The organism is Ohtaekwangia sp. (assembly GCF_036786105.1).
Classification (GTDB): domain Bacteria; phylum Bacteroidota; class Bacteroidia; order Cytophagales; family Cyclobacteriaceae; genus Ohtaekwangia.
Genome location: NZ_DAIQRQ010000081.1, coordinates 1 through 18,312, shown reverse-complemented (window position 1 = coordinate 18,312; position 18,312 = coordinate 1). Strand labels below are relative to the sequence as shown.

At 46.5% G+C, this 18,312-nt stretch carries 11 protein-coding genes; 9 read left to right on the top strand and 2 right to left on the bottom strand.

The genetic code is table 11. The features are described from left to right. Positions 1 to 5,313, top strand: a 5,313-nt coding sequence (locus tag V7Q33_RS21390) for a PKD-like domain-containing protein (protein WP_333821205.1), incomplete at its 5' end; no start/stop codon positions are given. A gap of 10 nt (positions 5,314 to 5,323) precedes the next feature. Here the strand turns inward: V7Q33_RS21390 and V7Q33_RS21385 are convergent. Together V7Q33_RS21385 and V7Q33_RS21380 are read right to left on the bottom strand one after the other, a co-directional pair. After that, positions 5,324 to 7,243, bottom strand: coding sequence for a PAS domain-containing hybrid sensor histidine kinase/response regulator (locus V7Q33_RS21385; RefSeq protein WP_331982423.1), 1,920 nt, complete (start codon positions 7,241 to 7,243; stop codon positions 5,324 to 5,326). Between the two features lies 1 nt (position 7,244). After that, entirely contained in the window at positions 7,245 to 8,606 is a 1,362-nt protein-coding gene (locus tag V7Q33_RS21380; protein WP_331982420.1) for a sigma-54-dependent transcriptional regulator, read from the bottom strand. A gap of 247 nt (positions 8,607 to 8,853) precedes the next feature. Between V7Q33_RS21380 and V7Q33_RS21375 the strand changes: the two genes are divergently transcribed. The 8 genes from V7Q33_RS21375 (at position 8,854) to V7Q33_RS21340 (ending at position 18,285) form a co-directional block, all read left to right on the top strand. Further along, on the top strand, positions 8,854 to 9,318 hold the full coding sequence (locus tag V7Q33_RS21375) for a hypothetical protein (RefSeq protein WP_331982417.1): 465 nt from the start codon (positions 8,854 to 8,856) through the stop codon (positions 9,316 to 9,318). Positions 9,319 to 9,398: 80 nt separating this feature from the next. After that, entirely contained in the window at positions 9,399 to 9,962 is a 564-nt protein-coding gene (locus V7Q33_RS21370; RefSeq protein WP_331982414.1) for a rhomboid family intramembrane serine protease, read from the top strand. A gap of 56 nt (positions 9,963 to 10,018) precedes the next feature. Continuing rightward, complete coding sequence (holA, locus tag V7Q33_RS21365; RefSeq protein WP_331982411.1) at positions 10,019 to 11,041, top strand: DNA polymerase III subunit delta; 1,023 nt, start codon at positions 10,019 to 10,021, stop codon at positions 11,039 to 11,041. A 211-nt stretch (positions 11,042 to 11,252) separates the two neighbouring features. Continuing rightward, complete coding sequence (locus tag V7Q33_RS21360) at positions 11,253 to 14,279, top strand: tetratricopeptide repeat protein (RefSeq protein ID WP_333821204.1); 3,027 nt, start codon at positions 11,253 to 11,255, stop codon at positions 14,277 to 14,279. A gap of 19 nt (positions 14,280 to 14,298) precedes the next feature. Beyond that, positions 14,299 to 15,999 (top strand): hypothetical protein, encoded by a 1,701-nt coding sequence (locus V7Q33_RS21355; RefSeq protein WP_331982406.1) that lies wholly within the window; start codon positions 14,299 to 14,301, stop codon positions 15,997 to 15,999. Positions 16,000 to 16,356: 357 nt separating this feature from the next. After that, the gene (locus V7Q33_RS21350) at positions 16,357 to 17,130 is read left to right on the top strand and encodes a hypothetical protein (RefSeq protein WP_331982403.1); all 774 of its coding nucleotides are present in this window, start codon (positions 16,357 to 16,359) and stop codon (positions 17,128 to 17,130) included. 15 nt (positions 17,131 to 17,145) lie between these two features. Continuing rightward, complete coding sequence (locus V7Q33_RS21345) at positions 17,146 to 18,072, top strand: energy transducer TonB (protein ID WP_331982400.1); 927 nt, start codon at positions 17,146 to 17,148, stop codon at positions 18,070 to 18,072. Positions 18,073 to 18,078: 6 nt separating this feature from the next. Continuing rightward, on the top strand, positions 18,079 to 18,285 hold the full coding sequence (locus tag V7Q33_RS21340; RefSeq protein ID WP_333821203.1) for a hypothetical protein: 207 nt from the start codon (positions 18,079 to 18,081) through the stop codon (positions 18,283 to 18,285). Positions 18,286 to 18,312: the final 27 nt, after the last annotated feature.

The following is an 18,312-nucleotide window of genomic DNA, read 5'->3' as shown; positions in this document are numbered from 1 at the left end:
GATGTTGTAGTAAGTGGAACCTGTACACCATCGGTTACCAGCACAGCTGCAACATTAGTCGTTAACCCTAATCCCGATGCTTATGCTGCCGATGCTTCCATCTGTAGCGGACAAACCACGAATATAGCCATCACGAATCCCAATGGTGTATCCGGTACTACATTTACCTGGACTGTTCAGAGTGCTTCCAATGTAACCGGAGCTTCCGGGGGAGCAGGCACCCTGATAGCCCAGGCATTGACGGCTACCAATGGTACATCCAATGGAACTGTAACGTACCTGATTCAACCTTCGGCCAGTGGTTGCAATGGAATTCCTTATGCCGTGAATGTATTGGTAAAACCTATACCAACCGTGGCGGCTTCTAATCAGAGTATATGTTCCGGTTCAAGCACCAGCGTAGTCATCACGAATCCGAATGGCGTATCAGGAACATCTTTCAACTGGACGGTTCAGAGCGTATCCAATGTAACGGGTGCAGCAAACGGCAGCGGTTCAACCATTAGCCAGGTGCTTGCGGCATCGGATGGCATTAACACCGGTACTGTTGTATACCGCATCATTCCAGCATCAAACGGATGTTCGGGAAATTATATCGATGTTACGGTTACGGTTAATCCGAAGCCGGTAATTACCAATGCACCGACTACACTCATCCAGGAAATATGCAGTGGTATATCGTTGAATTTCCTGCCGACCTCTACCATTTCGGGCACAACCTTTAACTGGACATCAACCGTGATCGGTACATTGTCGGGTGTGAGTGCTTCCGGTTCGGGCGCTATTACCGACACACCGGTAAATAATACAAACAGCAACGCTGTCATTATATATACCATTACACCTTCTTTTGGAGGATGTTCCGGTGCACCGGTGAACATGGTAGTTACCGTGAAGCCGCTGCCAACGGCATCTGCCAGTGCACAAACGATTTGCTCAGGCCAAACGACATCAGTAGCCATTACTAATCCGAATAATGTATCGGGCGCGACCTTTACATGGTCTGTATTAACATCTTCTAATGTAACGGGTGCCTCCGGAGGAAGCGGTACCACAATCAACCAGACATTAACCAGCTCCGATGGTATAAACAGCGGGTCTGTTACCTATAGAATCATAGCTTCTGCCAATGGATGTTCAGGGGCACCATACGATGTAACCGTAACAGTAAAGCCAACGCCGGTAATTACCAATAACCCCGTAGCCTTATCGCAACAAATATGCAGCGGCGTTGCGTTAAATTTTACACCGACAGCAAGCGTATCAGGCACAACGTTTACCTGGACGAGTGCTATAAACGGAAGCATCAGTTCGGGAAGTGTTACTGCTTCCGGTAGCGGTTCGATTACTGATGCACCCGTTAATACCGGCAACACATCAGCAACCGTAACCTATACCATCGTTCCACACAATAATGGTTGTGACGGGCAGCCGGTAAACCTGGTTGTTTTGGTGAAACCGCTTCCTTCAGCTTCAGCAACCGATATAACAATTTGTAGTGGTGAAACTGTTTCGATCAATATTCAGCCATTACCCAAGAATGTTTCAGGAACTACGTTTGCATGGACTGCAGCACCAAGCACGAACGTGACAGGTGCAAGTGGTGGTAACGGTTCACTGATAAGCCAGGTATTAAGCACAACGAATGCATCCGCAGGGTCTGTTATATATACTATAGTTCCTTCCGCAAATGGTTGTGATGGCCCGTCTTCAACGGTAACGGTTACCATAAACCCAAGCGTAACGGTAAACGCAGGTGCTGACTTCGCGGTTTGTGAAGGTGCTGTGATGCCGATGAGCATTCCGTTGCATGGTATAATAGGAGGAAGTGCAACATCTGCAAACTGGTTCATCAAAACAGGAAGCGGTTCGATCTCTGCCAGTTCAACCAGTGGAGGAAACGTAACAGCAACCTACACTGCCGTGAATGCCGATGTTACCAACGGATTTATAGAGCTATACCTTGTTACCAACGATCCGGACGGAACAGGACCATGCTTTGACAAGTCAGATACATTGAGAATCTCGATTAATCATCGGGCGAGCATCGTACCTCTTGTAGACCAGGTTGTATGCGAACCAGGACAAATTAATCTTTCTGGTATAATCAGCGGTAGCGCTACATCCGGTGCGTGGAGCACGGTGTCAACCGCGGGCGGAACCCTGTCGATCAGCAGTATAACAGGAAGCACTATTACAGCAAACTATGGTGTGCTTGCGGGTGATATAGGAACAACCTTAACCTTCCGACTTACCACTAACGATCCGGACGGCTCAGGCCCTTGTACACAAGTATCCGATGATGTTGATGTACATATCAATGAATCGGCAAAAGTGTTTGCCGGAAGCGACTTCGAAGTCTGCGAAGACAAGGTGGCGCAGTTGAACGGAAGTTACTCCGGTACTACTTCCTCTGTAACCTGGAGCGGTGGTTCCGGAAGCGCACAGTTTTCAGATGTAACGAATCCGTTATCAACTTATACATTTACTTCTACAGATAAAGCAGGTGGTGGTGTTACCTTAACGCTTACCTCCAATGATCCGGATGGCTCAGGACCTTGTTCCATTGTTTCGGACAATGTGTATATAAAGATCAACCCGCAGCCGCAGCCGCTGATCTTCGGTCTTGAAAGTTCGTATGCCGAGAACGATCCGCCAGATCCATTATCGGGTGTACCATCCGGTGGTCATTTTAATGGCGTATTTACCGGGCCTGGCATCCAATCGGGTACTAACATCTTTGATCCGTCCATTGCCAACATTGGTTTCAATACCGTTACTTATACTGTTACCAATACCATTACCGGTTGTGTAGGTGTAACGAGCCAGACCACGGTTGTCAATCCGATTACGAATATAGATTTCAATATCGATGGTGCGGTGGTGGATGCTACCGGTGCATTACAGATCTGTGCTGAAACAGGCCTTCGTCAATTGATCGGTATACCGGATCATACTACCGGCATACCCACCACGGAGTTCACAAGTCTCACCGCTGGCATCACGGTGAACTTTGTAGATGGTTTGTGGTATGTAAATACCAACAATGTGACAGCAGGTTCCTATTTCATTCAATATACCTATACCAACACGTTGAATGCCCGCACGGAGTATATCAAGAAGGTAATTGTGCATGCATCGCCTCGCGCAATTATACAGACGAACAATGCCTGTGTTACCGATGCTGCGAAATTTGCCAGCTTGTCTGATATACCGAACAACACGTATAAAAGCAAGATCACGAAGTTTCTGTGGGATTTTGATTACGGGGGTCTTACCAGCTCTGATTCGGCTACATCGCTCACCTACAATCAACCCGGTATATATAATGTGAAGCTCACGGTAACTACAGATAAGAACTGCTCAGACGATGTGGTGCAAACTATACAGGTAGGACCAGAGCCGAAGCTGAATTTTGAGTGGACTAAAATATGTAGTGGGCAAACTACCCGATTTGAAGATAAGTCTACGATAGCACTGGGAAGCATAAAAGAATATAGCTGGGTGTTTGGAGATGGGGATGTGTTGGGATATGGAGATAAAAACGTTACCGTACCTGCCGATCCTAAAACTTCCGGAACCTATAATAATCCAAGCCACAAGTACAGCACTTATCAGGCTTATGATGTAACACTGCGTGTGAAAACCGATGTAGGTTGTTTGAAGGATACCACGCAAAGAATATATATACTGGATTACAATCAACCCATAGCAAGCAATGGCTATGAAACTGATTTTGAAAGCGGACAGGGTACGTGGATCAAAGTTGAGCAGGCTGGTAACTCCAGCTGGACGTTTGGTAATCTTGACGGCCAGCATATCAACGCAGCATACTCCGGAGTAAATGCCTGGTGGACGGGAGGTAATACCAACGCTACCGGTAATTATGTGAGCACGTATTATCCAAATGAACAATCTTATGTGATCGGACCTTGTGTAAACCTGGAAGGCCTGAACCGCCCCATGGTGTCTATGAAGTATTGGTCTGACTCGGATAAGAATTTTGATGGCGCTGTACTGCAGTATTCGTCCGATGGTGGTATAACTTGGGAGACTGTGGGTACGGATAAAGGACTCGGTATTGAATGGTACAATGGTTCTGACTTGAGCGGACATCCGGGAGGTCAGGATAACTATGCATGGACAGGTGCTACTGATGGATGGCGTGATGCCCGCTACAATTTGAACGATCTGCCAAAAGATACCGTAGTGTTCCGTATTGCGTTTGGTAGCAACAGTGATAACAACCCGGGCACAATTTCGAATGGTTTCGCATTCGATGATATATATATCGGGGAGAAGAAGCGCAATGTTTTGGTTGAGCACTACACCAACGATGCCAGCACGAATGCAACACTGGCACAATCTGAGGAATATGTTGACAACCTGCTAACCATTTCCAATGACTTCATCAAACTGCAATACCACATGGAGGTGAGCGGTTTTGTAGATGAAATCAACAAAGCCAATCAGACCGACCCGAGTGCCCGTGCACTTTTCTACGGTATACGGCAACCACCGGCTACAATCATGGATGGTATATTGGGCGATTATTACGGAACAAACTTCAACGGATACACCGGTAATATTACCCCGGTAGACCTTGACAGACGCGCGCTGGAAGAACCTTCGTTCAATATCAGCATTGCCATTGATGGCTCAACATCACCGGAAGTATTGAAAGCGGATATCAACTATACATTTGTTGACAAGCTGAATTCATTTAATCCTCCTATTATCCTGCAGGCGGCATTGGTTGAGAATGGTGTTAACGGTAATCGCTTCTCTTTACGGAAGTTATTATATGGTGCGGAAGGATTTATCATTACAGATCCACTCACAGCCGGAACACCGGTAACCTATACCAAACCGGATGCTGAAGAAACATTTGAGATGGATACTCCGATTGCCAATGGCGACAGTCTCTATATTATTGCCTTTGCTCAGGACAAGGCCACGCGCAGAATATTGCAGGCGGTGATTCAAAAAATCAAGCAGACCAAAACTCCGAAAACTCCGGTGGGTATAGCGGACGATCCGGTAGTGGCTGCACTTGAAAATCTGCAGATATATCCGAACCCGGCATCGCAAAATATCAAGCTGTATCTGGGTGACAGACTCACACGCGATTATACCTGGAAGCTGATCGATCAGCGTGGCACCGTAGTATCATCCGGTAATGTGAACCGCGATCTCACATCGCCTCAGGAGATTGATGTTGCACGCATCGCCAATGGCATGTATATACTGGCCATTCAGGCAAACGATCGTGCCGTGATGTATACGAAAGTAATTGTAATGAATGCGAACTAAGAAGTTACCTTCAGGCTGCCGGAAGTCCTTCTTTGGATAACTCCGGCAGCATGCTGTAACAGCGTTCAATAAAATCAAGCGCCAGCTGCTCTACTTCGAGCAGGTTTGCTTCAAGCTTGCTATTCTCTTCAATGAAAATGATATCGCTCCGGAGCGAATCCAGTCCCATCAGAATAAACGATGGTTTGATCTGGTGCGCCAGCCTTGAAAGCTTCAGCCAGTCATGCGTGCTCATTGCTTTCTTCATATCTTCCAGTACAGGCGGTATAGTCTGGATGAAGGTCATTACCATTTCCCGGATAAACTCTTCATTGTTTCCTGATACCGAGCGAAGGTAGTTCAGGTTATAGGAAGGTATAACTTTCATCGTGGTTGGTTTCTCCTGCGAAACCATCGATGGTTTTATTTTCAGATCATTGAATAATTTTTGATACAGGTCTTCGGGCGTGAAAGGCTTGGGCAGGTAATCGTTCATGCCGGAGGATATACACTTGTCGACATCCGTAGGTGTGGCGTTGGCAGTAAGGGCAATAATCGGCAGGCTGGCCGATTGCTCCATCATACGAATGGCCTTCGTGGCTTCATAGCCATCCATCACCGGCATCTGCACATCCATCAGCACAACATCGAAGTGGTTGTTTTTGATCTTCTCGATCGCCACCAGACCGTTCTCGGCTTCATCAATAAAGCAATGCCAGTTCTTGAGTATACTTTTGGCGTAAAGGCGGTTAATGTCATTATCTTCTACCAGCAATACGCGCAATTGTGAAGTGTTGGGGTCTTTCACCGTTTTGTCTTTCCGGGGAGCGGTTTGGGCAATGTCGTTTACCTTACCGATGTTATACGGAATGGTAACCATAAACGTAGAGCCTACATGTTCTTTGCTTACCACATGGATCTTTCCATTCTGCAGTTCAACCATCTGCTTCACAATGGTGAGACCTAACCCTGTGCCACCATACCGGCGGGTTACGCTGGCATCGGCCTGGCTGAAACTTTCAAATATAGTAGTGAGCTTTTCTTCCGGTATACCAACACCCGTGTCTATTACTTCAATGCGTACCCAGCATATACCGCGCTGTTCACGCTCGGCCGTACACTTTATCTGGATCGAACCGGTATGCGTAAACTTCACTGCGTTGCTGATCAGGTTGATCAATATCTGGTTAAGACGCACCGGGTCGCCTAATAATATCTTGTTCAGTTTTTCATCGATGCGATAATCCAGGGCAATCTTCTTTTCTTTTGCCTGGTACATGAATGTACTGATGAGCGAGGGGAGAAGATCTTTCAGGTTGAAGGCAATCTTTTCAAAGCGAAGTTTACCCGATTCGATCGCAGCCAGGTCTAGAATATCGTTGATGATAACTTTCAGGTTCTCTGCCGAGTGTTTGATCGCATTCAGGTATGTCTCGCGTTCTTCCGGGCTCGGGCTTTGACTGAGCAGGTTCGCCATGCCCGCTATACCATTGATAGGCGTGCGTATCTCGTGACTGATGTTGGCCAGAAATTGCTCTTTCGCTTTTTGAAGGCGCATCAGCTCCGATTCGTTCTCCTTGCGCTGCGTAACGTCACGGCAGTCGAGAATAAAACCCGGTATACCTTGCTTGTGTTTGAGGTTGATCGCGTTGAATTCCAGGAAACGGTATGTGCCGTCTTTACAGAGAAATTGAAATTCTACTTTTTCGGTATAGGCGCGGTTCTGGCTTTTCCTGAGCTTCTTCTGAAAATCATCGCGTGTTTCAGGAAGTATATAGTCGAAGAAGTTTTTGCCCATCAGGCTTTTGGAACGGTAGCCCAGCGTTTCGCTGGCAGAAGCGTTGTGGTAGTATATCTCGCCACCATAGTCAACAATAAAGATGATGTCTGAGCCGTCTTCTACCACCGACTCATAAAAAGAACCCTTCTTAACGTACTGTTCAATTTTCATGTCAGATGCCGATCGTCTCCATCTCCTTCAGGTACCGGTATAAGGAGGACTTTCCGATGTCGAGCCTCCGTGCCACTTCCAACACATTGTTGTCGTATTTGTTCAGGTAATGACGAATAATACGATACATAAATTCCTGCATCGTCATCTCCTGATACAGGAACGACTCCATGCGCGTGGTACTGTTAAAGCTTATGTCCTGTGGACGAAGCTCTTGCTCTTCAGCCATTACAGCCGCCAGCTCAATAACCGACTTCAACTCGCGGATGTTTCCGGGGAAAGGATATTGGAGTAATTTTTCCTGTGCTTCGGGGCTGATCTTGAATTTGCGCAACTGGTTGTCTTGGGCAAACTGATCGAGGAAATGTTTGGCAATAAGTATAACGTCCTGGCCGCGCTCCCGCAGGGGAGGCAGCATAATGGGCAGACCGAGTAAACGATAATACAAATCTTCGCGGAAGCGGCCAGCCTTTACTTCTTCTGAAAGGTCTTTATGTGTAGCGGCAATGATGCGTACATCCAGCTTGATCACTTGGTTGCCGCCGATGCGGGTAACTTCACGTTCCTGCAGCACACGAAGAAGCTTGGCCTGCAGGTTGGGGTCCATTTCACCAATCTCATCTAGGAAGATCGAGCCGCCTTCAGCTTCTTCAAATTTACCAATGCGCCTGGTGACGGCACCAGTAAAGGCACCTTTCTCGTGGCCGAACAGTTCACTCTCAATCAGGTCGTGCGGTATAGCGGCAATGTTCACCGCTACAAACGGTTTGTTCTTGCGCTTGGAATTATAGTGAATTGCTTTGGCTACTACTTCCTTACCCGTACCCGTTTCGCCCGAGATACTGACCGATATATTTGTTTGCACTGCTTTCTCCAGCAGCGAGAACACGCGTTTGATGGCCGGACTGGAGCCGATGATGCTCTTCTCAAAGGTATATTTCTCGGAGATTTCTTTCTTTAAATGATCGATCTCCTTGATCAGGGAAGTCTTGTTCCGCGCGTTGTTGATCGAGTTCAGCAGACGGTCTTTTGTCTCATGATCTTTCGCGATATAGTCGTAGGCACCCAGTTTCAGCAGCTCTACCGCGGTATGAATCTTTTCCTGGGCCGATACAATGATCACATTGATGTTGGGATCGTGACTGCGTATCTGGCTCAACACTTTTTCGCCCGGCATATCAGGCAACGAATAATCGAGCGTAATCACCGCAGGATTCTTATACAGGTTGGCCAGACAATCTTTTCCGGAAGTATAGAATTGAACCTCGTAATCGGGGTTGAGCTCCAGTACGTACTTTAAAAACTTTGTGTAGGCCGGATCATCTTCGACAACAAATATTTTAACGGGATCTTTTTCGTACATGCGCAAAAGTTTGGAAAGTAAATATAAAGGTCAGATGCCCATTAGCCAAGAGGTTAGCAGGTATATGACCATGCAATGGAAATAAGTTAAACCATATCCGGTTCATTCACAAATACAATTGATCAGTTGCAAGTAATGATATAAAAAGTTTAAATGATTTTACAGTACCCCGACCTTAATTTTTATTGATCCGGGTATTTATCATTTACTGATATTTGCACAACTTTAGAGAGCCAATCCCCGCTTCATGATTCCAGAATTTCAAACTTTAACAGACCAGGAAACGGAGCTGATGCTCCGCGCCCCGATACTCGTATGTATTCTTATTGCCGGTGCTGATGGAGAGATTGACCGCAAGGAAGTGAAAGAGGCCATATCCATTGTGCAGAAACAAAAGCGAAACGGTTCGGTGCTTTCGGGATTTTTTAAAGTAATGGCAGAAGACTTCGAAGACAAGATCAAGATACTGATTCAGAGTTATCCGTACGAGGCGTCTAAACGCACACCTATGCTGGTGGAAGAGCTTCAGCATCTCAACCCGTTGTGGAGAAAACTAGACCCTGAATTTTCCATCGCTTACTACGAAATGCTTAAAAGTATTTCCGAGAAAATCGCCTCTTCATCAGGAGGTTTGTGGGGTATAAAAACGGTTGCCTCCGAAGAAGCCGAATATCTGCACTTACCGATGATAAACGACCCTGCTAAAAAATAAACGCCTTTTGCTTCCCGGTGTGTTAATCGTTACCTGACAATTTTCATATTTGCACCGGGCTTTTGCCCGCGAAGATTTTTATGGCAGCACAATCCTCTCTGTTCGGAAGTTCGGTTGTACCGTTCAGGCTCGTGTTCCTTATGTGGGCTACTTTTTATCTTGAACTAATGCTGGGGATACCACTCAGTGCTTTTGGTATAGAGCCGCGTACCTTTCATGGATTGATCGGCATCTTTACGGCCCCGCTGATTCATGGCGATTTGATTCACCTCATCTCCAACACAATACCCATGCTCTTTCTCGGGTGCGTGTTGTTCTTCTTTTATGGAAAGATAGGAGGGCAGGTGTTCTTCCGCGCTTATTTCTGGACGAATATACTGGTGTGGTTATTTGCCCGCCCTGCCAACCACATTGGTGCGAGTGGCGTAGTATATGGCCTCGCGTTCTTTCTGATCTCGTTCGGATTCTTTCGCCGCGATTTTTTGTCCATCTTCATCTCCACCATCATTCTGTTACTCTACGGGGGTATCTTCTACGGCGTGTTACCAACCGATCCGCACATTTCGTGGGAGTCGCATTTTGCCGGAGCATTGGTGGGCATTACAACGGCGGTAACGTTCAGTAAACAGAAAAGTGTAAACTGATTTCGGTTGATAATTTTGTTTCATATTTGCAGCTTGACTGATTGGGATATAGCACTATGGATGCAACGGTAAAAAAGATATTGGGCGATCTGAAAAGCAGGAAGTATGCACCCGTTTACTTTCTGCAGGGAGAAGAAACATTTTACATCGACATGATTGCCGATTATGTAGAAGCCAATGTGCTCTCGGATGCCGAGAAGGGCTTTAATCAGGTAGTGGTATATGGCAAAGATGTAACCATGTCTACCGTGCTTACCCATGCACGGCGTTTCCCCATGATGGCCGAGCGCCAGGTGGTGATCGTGAAGGAAGCGCAGGATATACAGGATCTTGGTAAAGATATAGGGGGTAAATTACTGCTCGACTACCTTACCAAAGCAGTACCCAGCACTGTGCTCGTGTTCTGCCACAAACATAAAAGCCTTGACAAGCGCAAGGAGCTTGGTAAAAAGATCGATCAATACGCAGTTACCATCAACACCAAAAAGCTATACGATAACCAGCTGCCGGAGTTTGTATCCGAATATTGCAAGGAAAAGAAAGTATCGATTGATGATAAGGCTATACTCGCCTTGTGCGAGTTTGTAGGCAACGATCTGCACCGACTGGCCAATGAGGTTGACAAGCTTGCTATATCCCTGACTTCCGGAGAAAGTATTACAGCCGAGCGTGTGATGAACCAGGTAGGGGTGAGCAAAGAGTATAATATTTTTGAACTGCAGAAAGCCATCCTGCAGCGCGATACATTGCTTGCCAACAAGATTGTGAACTACTTTGAAAGCAACACCAAGAAGAACCCCATGATACCGGTGGTGGCATATCTCTTCTCTTTTTTCAGCAAGCTGCTGGTCGCATCGCAGGCCACCGACAAAAGCGATAAGGGGCTTGCTAGTGAACTGAAGGTGAGTCCGTATGCTGTGCGTGATTATAGCCTTGCTTTACGCCAGTTCCCGCTTGCCAAAATCATCGATAATATATCTTCCATTAAAGAAGCAGACCTCAAATTGAAAGGTGTTAATACAGGTTCAGCCGATGAAGGGCAGATCTTTCGTGAGCTTGTTTGGCGTTTGATGAACTGACAAGTTCAACGTTTCATGTTCAAGGTTCAAGGTATCGCGTTCAAGGGTTGCCCAAACTTTAAACCTTGAACCTTGAACTTTAAACGGGGAGCGTTATCTTTAAGTCCATGCAAATTCATCAGCGCGGATTTTTTTATACTCACTTTTTTGGTTCTTTATTTGCAATAATTTTCAGAGTGCGCTGTTTTAAACTCAAATCCTAATTACCGTAATGTACAGATTGATAGCTTCTTTATGGCTGGTTTTCATCGTTCAATGCATGTATGCACAGGATCAACTGTCGCAGAACAAAGTTGAAAGGCTTTACCACCGCGGAACAGAACTTATACAGCACGCTAACTACGGAGCCGCACGCGAGGTGTTCTCCGATTTTCTGGCGCAGGCATCACCTACCGATGCACGCAGAGGCGAAGCAGAATACTATGTAGCCTTCAGCGCACTGAACCTCGGCCACAAAGATGGCGAGAAACTCATCGATGAGTTTATTACTCACAATCCCTCCAGCCCTAAAGCATCTACAGCCTATTACGACCTTGCTAACTTCTTTTATTCCGAAGGAAACTATATCAAGGCATCCAGCTATTTCAAGAAAGTAAATTTCCCGGCACTCACTTCGGAGCAACAGAATCAGGGACATTTCAAGTGGGGCTATAGTTATTTCAACCAGAAAAAACTGGATGAAGCACTGGAGCAATTCAACTTCGTAAAGAAGCAAAGCACAGCCTATACACCGGCTGCTAACTATTATGCCGGCTTCATCGAATATTCCAAAGGACAGTATGACGATGCCATCGCAGACTTGAAGAAGGCAGAGACGAATCCATCGTATGCTACAATTGTGCCCAGCCTCATCGCCAATATATACTATAAACAGAAAAAGTACGATCTGCTGATCGAGTATGCCAACAGCCTGAAAGGTCGTTCTGATATAACCAATGCGGACGAGATTGCCATGCTCGTAGCGGAAGCGAGCTACTACAAGGGAGATTTTAAGAAGGCAGTAGAATCGTATCAAAAGTATTTTGATACCAATGCAAAAGCGGAGAGTGGTTTATTGTTCCGTGCCGGGTATGCCAACTATGTTACCGGCAATACCGAACGAGGCATAGAGTATCTCGATAAAGCGGCCGCATCAAAGGATACCGTGAGCTATTATGCATCGTATTATCTTGGTATACTTCACCTTAAAAAAGGGAACAAGCCGCTGGCGTTAAATGCATTTGACTATGCACGCAAGAACCCGAAAGACAAGAGCCTTGCCGAAGAGAGCACATTCCAGTTTGCTAAAGTATCATACGATATAGGTAAATCCGATCAGGCGATCAGCGAGTTTGAAAAATTTCTGAAGACCTATCCCGTAAGTGCACACACCAACGAGATTAAGGAGTTGCTTGTGCAGGTATATGTAAACGGCAATAACTTCAACAAAGCCATTGAATATATAGAAGGGCTGCCATCGCGCAACCAGTATATTAACCAGGCTTACCAAAAGGCGGCCTATCTCAAAGGTGCTGAGCTATACAATAAAGAAGATTATGCAGAAGCTGTAACCTACTTTTCGAAATCGCTCGAACAGCCTATTGATAAGAATTATGTGGCGCTGGCCGCCTTCTGGCGCGGAGAAGCGTACTCACTCGGAAAAAAATACAACGAAGCAATAGCTGACTATCAGCATGTGGTGTCTCTCGGGCCAACGGCCGATCCGGAAGTACTGTTAAAGAGTCGCTATGGCCTGGGCTATGCTCATTATAACCTGCAAGCCTATGACAAGGCACTTTACAACTTCAAGGAATTTACGAACAAGGCCAATAAGAATACGCCAAACTATGCCGATGCCCTGGTGCGCCTCGCAGATTGTTACTATGTGAACAAGCAATATGATGACGCACTTGCTACTTATAACCGTGCGAAAACAGCAGGCTCCTCTGATACAGATTATGTATTGTTGCAAGCCGGTGTAATGAGTGGTATACAACGTAAGTACAGCGAAGCGCGCAACCAGTTGAACGAGCTCATCAAAAATTATCCGAAGTCGCAGTATCGCGATGAAGCGATGTATCAGCGTGCGTTGTTTGAGATCGAGCAAAGTAATTACCAGGCTTCTGTAGAAGGCCTCTCGCAGTTGATTCGTGAAAGTCCGGGCTCACGCTTTCTGCCGTACGCATACGAAAGGAGAGGAGCCTCCAACTACAACCTGAAGCAATACGACAAAACCATCAACGATTACCAGACGGTAATCAAATTATTCCCGACTCATCCGCTGGCAAAAACAGTACTCATGCCGTTGCAGGAAGCATTGAATGCTGCTGGCCGTTCCGGTGAATTTCAGAGCAACCTCGATGCGTATGCAAAAGCAAACCCGGACGATAAAAACGTAGAGAGCCTCTCATTTGAAACCGCGAAGAACCTGTTCTTCGATCAGCAGTATCAGCAGGCCATCAGCAGTTTGAATGCATTTATAGCTGCATATCCACAGTCATCCAATGTAATGAATGCCAGGTTTTATGTGGCAGAATCTTATTACAGACTACAGGATTTTAACAAGGCACTGCCAATCTATACCGAGCTAAGCAACGACATGACCTATAGCGATGGCAACAAAGTTGTGGGCCGTATGGCAGAGGTATATTATAAGCAGACAAACTATAGCAAGGCCGTTACGTATTTCCACCGACTGGAGAAAGTTGCATCCAGCAAGAAAGAACAATACAATGCCTGGGCCGGACTCATGGAATCGTTCTACCTGCTGGCACAGTATGATTCTGCGGATGTATATGCCCGCACCATTATCGATCGTGGAAATATCAATGCCGGAGCACAGAACAAGGCATCGCTATACCTGGGCAAGACGGCATTGGCACGCGGAGATTTTGAAGGCGCCAAGGACGAATTTCTGAATACATTAAATGCTGCCCGCGATGAGTATGGCGCAGAAGCGAAGTACCTGCTGGCCGAGATATTCTATAATCAGAAAGAGTATAAACAGTGCTACGAAACATTAATGGGCCTGATTAACGACTTTGCTACTTACGATGCTTGGGTTGGTAAAGCCTTCCTGCTGCTGGCCGATAATTTTACTGCGCAGAACGATGTGTTCCAGGCGCGTGCCACCCTGCAGTCGCTGGATAAATTCCCGCTTCAGTCTGTGAAAGATCAGGCAAAAGCCAAGCTCAAACAGCTTGAACAGGCAGAGCTTGAAAAACAAAAACAAGTAGAAAGTGATACCCTGGACAATTGATCGTTTACCATTTTTTGCGATGAACAAAACTACCATGCATACTTCCAAGCTTGTGTCTGTAAAAATCTTTGGTCTACTCGTAACCATGACTTCCTTTTCGATAATGTCTTTTGCACAGGAGCAGAAGCCTAAGGAAGATTGGGAAGGTGATATAGAATCGCGTGAGATCGTGATTCAGAACGAGCGTCAGATATCATTACCCAAGGCTAATCGTAACTTTGATAAAATACCGCCGAAGCCATCGGAGACGGCTATCAAAGCGCCGGTAACGTACGACTTCCGGTCGTTCAGCTTTCAGGCACCGCAGATCAATCCGCAGGTGCGTCCGCTGAAGTTAAAGGTAGAGAGCCCGTCCGATGTATACGGAGGTTTCTTACGGCTGGGCTACGGTAACTATGCATCGCCTTTGCTGGAAGGGTATATCAACAACAGAAAAGACAAGAACAAACTGATCGGCGCACGCATCTATCACAGCAGTTCAGGCAAAGGGCCGGTAGATGGTAAAAATTCCGGCAGCGGTATGTCAAGCCTCTCGCTGTATGGACGTTCCCTGAACGATGATATAGCACTATCGGGCAACCTGGGATTTGAGAATCGTACCACGCATTTCTATGGTTATCCGAAAGGAGAACCAATCGGTAAAGATTCGCTGAAGCAATCGTTCAACCTTATCAAACTCGGTGGTGAGTTATCGAACTCGCGCAACTCAGACCTGGCGTATAAGTTAGGAGCTAACTTCAGTTACCTCGCTGATAAGTATAATGCTCGCGAAACCGAAGTAGACCTCGCATTCAAGTCAGGCTATAAAATTGATGATGACTCCCGCCTCGATCTCAAGGCCGACTATACGGTGATCACGCGCAAAGACAGTAAGGTAGATGCCAAACCACGCAGTCTCTTTACCGTTGCTCCTTCATACGAGTTTTTGCCGATTGAAGATTTGAAGCTTAGCGTAGGATTGATCGCAGCATACGAAAATGACTCTATCGACTCCAAGAATTTCCATGTATACCCGAACTTCAAGGCAACGTATCCGCTGAGCCCATCGGTAGATGCAGTGGGATTTCTTTCCGGTGGTATGGACAAAGTATCGCTGCAGACACTTACCAACGAGAACATGTGGGTGGCACCGAATATAGCCATCTTCCATACCAACCGTGTGCTTGACTTTGGAGCCGGGTTGAATGCCCGTCTGGGTAACAAAGTGGAGGCTCACACAGGGCTTTCAACCACGTTGCTTAAGAACTGGTATTCTTTTGTGAACAGGGAAGGAGATCCGTCCAAATTCAATACTATATATGACCGTGGTGCTACGCGCAGAACTAACTTTTATGTAGCATTGAGCTATGCACAATCTGAACTGGCCAAGTTTATGGTGCGCGGTGATTTCTATTCGTACGGCCCTGGCGACTTTGCAGAAGTATGGCATCGCCCTACCTCCAAACTCACGGCCAACGCTTCCATCAATGTATACCAGAAACTGATTTTTAGTGCCGATGTTATAGCACAAGCCGGTATGAAAGCACTTAACCCCGAGACAAACGCGGTAGTAAAACTACCCGGAGCCTTCGACCTCAACTTCAAAGCCGAGTACTTGTTCTCACCAACCTTCTCTGCCTTTGTACAGCTGAATAACATAACTTCCAACAAGTATCCGATCTATCTCAATTATCCTGTGCGTGGCTTCCAGGCATTGGCAGGCATTACGTGGAGCTTTTAGGAAGAGCAATTGGCTACTAGCTTCAGGCTACTGGAGGGAGCGAGAAACGTTATCTGTTGCAAGTTAACCGTTAATAGCGTGCAGTCAGGTGTTTCCTGGTTGATTAATGTTCTCTGTTCAATATTCAATTACTTCGAGCAGCAACCGGCCGGCAACTCGCGGCTTCCACTCGCAGCTCAAAACTCACGCCTCGAAGCTAACACTATATATCTGGCATGATAATATAGTGCTTCCACATGCCCCCGGTATACCCCGTAATAAGCGGATAACTTGCTATAGCTTTGTATAGGTCAAAATTTAGCTTATTTTTGTATAATGACCTTTTTCTTAAAACCCTAATCTTAATAACCAGCGCTCATGGCTAAAAGAAGAAATCAAGACGAAGAAGCACAAGACAATATCAATAATGAATCAGACGACAGCTTTGGTCTTCCCGAAGTTGAGTATGAACCTCTAAAGCGTGAACCAGAACCACAGGCTGAAAGTGAGCCAACCTATACTACTACTCCCGAACCTGAACCGGAACCTGTTGCCGAAAGCAATGATGAGGAAGTAGTAGAGGAGGAAGAGACTATGGAAGAAGAGCCGCGCTATAATTCCAATCGATCCTATACGGATGAAGAAGAGCGTTCACCGGTCTGGCCAAAAGTATTGATCGTATTGCTCTTGCTTGCGGCAGTAGGAGCCGGGGTATGGTACTTTGGATTTTATAAACCGGAACAGGACAGAATTCAGAAAGCCATGAAGGAAAAACTGGATCGTGAAGCCGAAGCTGCCAGCAAACTGGAGGCCGATCGAATCGCTGCGCTGAAACGTGAAGAAGATGAAAAGAGACGTGCAGACTCATTGGCAAACCTGAAGCCGGCTATCGGAACGATTGAGACATTAAGTGAGCGCACCGGCCGTTATTATATAGTAGTGGCGAGTGCTATAGATGACGACCTGATTGCCGACCACGCGAAGAAACTCAGCAACAGCGGAGTAACCTGCTATATTATTCCGTCACATGGCAAAACGAAATTCAGCAGGCTGGCCGTTGACTATAAAGATACCTATGCCGATGCCCAGGCTACTGCCGATGGTATGAAAGGCGGAGATTATGGGAACGAAATTTGGGTAGTAAAATACTAGATCAACCAATAGAATATGACCGAGCGCCAGGAGAAAAAGAATGAGTTAGTAGCTTTTCTTACAACTGTGGGGATACACGCGGTAGCATTGCTGCTGATGTTCTTTATTGTTGCCTGGCGCCCGATGAATCCTCCGCCAGGAGAGTATGGCGTTGAACTCAACTTTGGCCTGGATGATCAGGGCAGTGGTGACATACAACCCGAAACTCCCGTTGGGTCTGGAGGAACGCAGGAAGAAGAACCGCAGAAGAGCGAACCTCAAACATCAACTCCGCCACCAGCGCAAACCACAACGCCAGCTGAGGACAAAATGCTGACGACAGATGAAGATGATGCTCCGGTTATTGAGAAAAAGGAAGATAAAAAAACAGAGATCAAAAAAGAAGAGGTAAAGAAGGAAGAAGTAAAGACCGTTGAGCCTCCCAAAGAAAAAGTTATCGAGAAGCCGAAAGAGGTAAAGAAAGAAGAGACTCCGAAGAAAGAAGAGCCGAAGGCCGTATATAATCCAAACGCACAGAATACAGCATCCTCCAATAAAACATCCGAAGGTAAAGCTGGCCAGCCCGGCAACCACGGTGACGATGAAGGCAAAGTAGGTGATAAAGGCAGCCCCGAAGGAAAACTGGATGCCAAGGCACTGTATGGCCAGCCCGGTGGTGGTGGCGGTAATGGAACCGGTTCAAGCCTTACGCTGTCAGGCTGGGATTGGGATGAAGTGCCCAAACCGGTAGTGCCTAACAATGAGTCTGGCAAGATTGTATTTGAAATCGTAGTAAACGCCGATGGCGAGTTGGAGAAAATTAGCATTCTCGAGAATAGCCTGAGTGCAGAAGCAGCCAAAGCATGCCGTCAGGCCGTTGAACGCCTTACATTCACCAAGACCGGTACCAACGTACCTACACTGTCTAAAGGTAAGATTACGTTTTTGGTACGCGCCAAATAATTTCGCATGAACAATCCGTACGTTGCCTTTATACAGGATGTGCTCATCACCCTGCATGCCAACATACGCGACCTCAAGGAACGCAGAAACTTTGCCGACCCCGAAGAGCTCACCTACATTGAAGCCAAGCTCCTGGCCTATAACGAAATGCTCTCCATACTCCGCTCCAGCGCCGATGATACCGGCATCGATCGGAAGGAGGTAGGACTGTAAGGAAGATAGCTGCGAGCTGTTAGTTAT